Source organism: Pseudarthrobacter sp. fls2-241-R2A-168 (assembly GCF_030209335.1).
GTDB lineage: Bacteria > Actinomycetota > Actinomycetes > Actinomycetales > Micrococcaceae > Arthrobacter.
Genome location: NZ_JARVSG010000064.1, coordinates 1 through 3,635, shown reverse-complemented (window position 1 = coordinate 3,635; position 3,635 = coordinate 1). Strand labels below are relative to the sequence as shown.

Here is a 3,635-nt window from a genome sequence, read left to right as displayed (position 1 = left end):
CTACTGGCACCCCTGCGTATCCAATGTGTGCGTATTGTCGATGAATGGCCCGCTGGCGCAGATCGCTGAAGGGCGCTCTGAAGGCGTGGCGACGTCATTCATGCCCGGTTATGCTGAGCCATGAATTGGCCACGATTCGTGTTACATGGGATTCTTGCAGTGCTTGCGGGTGTGATCGCCGCTGTCAGTGCTGGGGCGCTTTTTCCTGAGCTTCCGCAGTGGGCAATGACCGTGATCGGCGGGGCAGTTACTGGCTTTTGCATGCCAGTTGCCGTTGGCCGGAGTCGCAATTCCAAAGGTCCCGAGAAGGACCCGCCTAAAGAAGAACTCGACGAAGATCGAGGCTAGGCGGAGGCCCAACAATGACACTCCCTAAATGTCGTGGGCCATGGCGGCGAGGTGCCCCGTACCGGCGTTGACGGTCGCCCTTGTTCATTTAGGGTTCCGTCCGCCGGTCGACGTACCGGGACCATGCGTCTCCTGCGGCGTCTGCGTGGAGGAATGCGACTTGGTAGCTGTAGCCGAGTGCGTCGGCGACCAGTGGTGGCGGGGTGACGGAGAGGTGGTCGTCCAAGGCGGTGTTCCGTGCGCCGAGCAGGTCCAGTCCGAGGACGCGGAGTCTGTCCATGATGGTGTTCGGGTGGAGGTGTTGACCTGCCCGAGTGCCGGGGAATAGCCATTGGCTGTCCCGGTCTGATGCTGTTCGGAGGTTGGGGCGGTTCCGGAGGTGCTGCTTGAGGAGTTCCGTGAAGGGCTGCGGGACCGGAACGGGGTGTGTGCCAAAGGAGATTCTGATCGCGCCCGTGGTGTCGTTGATGCTGACGGCGTCGATACGGAGGGCGGCAACCCGGACCAGTGGCTGGGCATAGAGGAGAAGCAGTACTCCGGCGACGCGGTAAGGCACGGATTCGCTGGTGCCGGTGAGCAGTTCCTTTAGCCAGACAAGGCGTTGTTCCTGCGGGAGGGCTGGTCGTCTTTTAGCGGCGTAGTGGCCGATTTCGACACGCATGTTCGTGCCGGTCTTTTTCGCGAAGACGAAGAAGGTCCGGATGGCTTTCCTGGTTGTTGGCCCGGTTGTGAGCCAAGTGTCCACATCTTGCTGGGTGCAGGAGGCAACAGTGCGTTGGTGGGTATTCCAGAGCCAGTCGAGGAACTTGATGGTTTCACTGATCTCCTGCTTGGCGGAGTGCACCGGGCGCTGGGCCGGTTTGTCCGGCGTTGCCATGGCACGGATGCGGCGGAGGTGGTGCCATTTCGCGAAGTGTTCGACGGGTTTTGCAACGCCCGCGGGCAGCGGACGGAGCTTGTCGTCAATCCAGGCTTCGAAGCGGGTCAGGTAAGGGTCCTGCTGGGGGAGGAGCCCGTGATGCACGAGTAGCGCTCGGAGGTGGTCGGCTGCCCGTCCCGCAGTTTCGCGGTGACCGTCGAGGCCTTCGTGGGTCATGGGAGTCTGGCCGCTCGCGACGGAGGTAAGGACAGTCTGGACCTTGGCAGAGCGCTTCCAGGTGATGATGCTTTCCGGCCGATCGGCCTGGCAGAGGACATCGACCAGGCGGTCTGCGGTGACCGGATCGGCCGGATTCGTGAGCAGCAGGGCAGTGAGGTCATCCCGGAGCGCGCAGCGGGCGCAGATGCCGCGGCGGTAGAACTCACCTTCGTGGCTGCAGCGGGCGCAGTGGAAGTTGTGGAGGATGCCGGCGCACGGAGCGCACCGTGCTTCTCCATCCTTGGCGGGTGGGCCGGGGAGCAGTCTGTCCTGCTTGCAGTCGGGGCAGGTGCCGTGGGTGCGGGTCGCGACGGTGAAGCAGGGACCGCAGATCTTGCCTTCCGGCCAAGTCACCCTGGCTTTGCCGGCATTGCGGCCGCAGCGGACGCACTGGACAGAGCCGGTCGTGCGGGGCCGGCCGCGGGTGGTGCTGCGCGGCGTGAGCCCTGCAGGTAGATCAGTGGCCATCGTCGATGATGCGCGCCCGGCGCGGGCGGACGGTGCGGTTGAGGTCCACGACGTTGGGGGAGTTGCCGGTTCCCGTCTTGCGTGCCCGGACGTCGGCGGCGGTGACGGTGATGAGATCTTCTGGGCCGCAGGAGAAGATGTCGCAGATCGCTGCGATGACCTGGAGCGCGACCCGTTCGGGCTTCTGGTTGACGATTCGGTAAACCTGGGGCCGGGACAGGATGATTCCCCGTTCGGCGAGCAGAGGGATGAGGTCGGTGGTGTTGTGAAGCCCGCGGGCTGCCATCAGCTCGGAGAGTCGCCACGTATATTCGACTTGGCGCTTCATCGCTGACCTCCTGATTGTCTGCCCAGCGCGTCGTTCATGGTGCGGTCCAGGGACGCCCGCAGTGTGGTGTTGCGGAAGTCGTCGCTGACGAATTGGTAGATGCCGGTGGTGGAAGCGTACTCGTGGCCCATTTGGTATTGCACAAACCTAGGATCCCATCCGGCTTCCAGCAGGTGGGTTGCGTAGGAGCGCCGCAGCGAATGCAGGTCCAGCCCATCCGCAGGCATTCCCAGCTCATTCAGATACCGGCGGAGCCGCCGCAGAAGCGTGGACTCGACGATGAGACCACCGCGTTCGCTGGGGAAGAGATCGAGGCTGTTAAGGGTGCCGCGGCCGTTGGCGAGCCAATCCTCGAGGACGCCGGAGGTCCAGTCGAAGACCGTCAGGACGCTGCGGGGTTTGGGCGGTGACGCTTTGCGGGACTTGCCGAACCTGACCTTGCAGACACCGAACTTCCCGAATTTGCGCGCTTGCTGGTTGGTCGCGAAGTCGATGGTCTGCAGGTGCCGCAGCTCGTTGAACCGGAGCCCGTAGGAGTATGCCACCTTGAGCATGACCGAGTCGCGAAAGGCCGCCTGCCAGCCCTTCTTGCCAGAGGCCTCAATGAGTTGAACCTCGTCGTCGGCATGGTCAAAAAGCCTCTGGAGTTCCTCTTTTGTATAGGCACGTTTGGAGGGGCGGCCCTCAAATTCCTGCACATGCGGCGCGGTGTTCCACTCGTAGAAGACCTGGGCCGGATGGGTGCCAAAGCGCTGTTCGCAGACACGGTCCCATCCATAATCGGGATTGGCGACGTAGGACGTGAACTGGCGCAGCGCGGACTGATGGGCCCGCAGTGTCGAGTGGCCCAAGTGCCGGATCGAGCGCAGATCCCCGAAATACTCCTCAACATGGCCCGGCGTCCAATGCCACGGAAATTCATTCACGTGGTCCACGAACCTGCGAACGTACCTGATGCGCTGGTCAATCGTGTCGAACTTCAGATTGCGAGACAACTGCTGGTTCCGCCAGCCATCGAGCATCTGGTCAAAAGTCTGCTGTTCGGGATGAAGCAGCTGGACGGAGCCCAGAAGGTGCACCCGCCCTGATCCATCGACTGCCATTTCGCCCCTCAACCTGCACCAAAATTTGAATCAATGTTTCATTAAATGCATCATCTCAGCAAATCCGCAGGTCAGAGGCATCTTTTGTGCCATTCGGCGCACAAGCCCGCCCCGCCCAGGCGTGGCTGGGAACATTGATGGGAGTCGGAGAAAACCCCGGAAAGCCACGGGGTAAGGCGTATCAAACGCGTAACGCGGAACTCCGAGGGAGAGGGTATGAATGATTCATCTGATGAGATACGCAGAGTAC

At 62.2% G+C, this 3,635-nt stretch carries 3 protein-coding genes; all 3 read right to left on the bottom strand.

Annotation, left to right across the window (positions count from 1 at the left end; all coding sequences use genetic code 11):
• Positions 1-436: 436 nt before the first annotated feature.
• Genes QRN11_RS22480 through QRN11_RS22470 form a run of 3 tightly spaced genes read right to left on the bottom strand, consistent with a single transcriptional unit; the run spans position 437 to position 3,385 of the window.
• A complete protein-coding gene (locus QRN11_RS22480; protein WP_285314563.1) occupies positions 437-1,954 on the bottom strand; it encodes a site-specific integrase in 1,518 nt (505 codons plus the stop codon).
• The gene (locus QRN11_RS22475; RefSeq protein ID WP_236798402.1) at positions 1,944-2,282 is read right to left on the bottom strand and encodes a helix-turn-helix domain-containing protein; all 339 of its coding nucleotides are present in this window, start codon (positions 2,280-2,282) and stop codon (positions 1,944-1,946) included. The genes QRN11_RS22480 and QRN11_RS22475 overlap by 11 nt, the downstream gene beginning before the upstream one ends.
• Positions 2,279-3,385: a tyrosine-type recombinase/integrase gene (locus QRN11_RS22470; protein WP_285314562.1), complete on the bottom strand. Its 1,107-nt coding sequence runs from the start codon at positions 3,383-3,385 to the stop codon at positions 2,279-2,281. The genes QRN11_RS22475 and QRN11_RS22470 overlap by 4 nt, the downstream gene beginning before the upstream one ends.
• Positions 3,386-3,635: the final 250 nt, after the last annotated feature.

Bases quoted from the DNA above. Each gene is read 5' to 3' on its own strand.
- QRN11_RS22480 (WP_285314563.1), bottom strand. From the start codon at position 1,954: ATGGCCACTGATCTACCTGCAGGGCTCACGCCGCGCAGCACCACCCGC.
- QRN11_RS22475 (WP_236798402.1), bottom strand. From the start codon at position 2,282: ATGAAGCGCCAAGTCGAATATACGTGGCGACTCTCCGAGCTGATGGCA.
- QRN11_RS22470 (WP_285314562.1), bottom strand. From the start codon at position 3,385: ATGGCAGTCGATGGATCAGGGCGGGTGCACCTTCTGGGCTCCGTCCAG.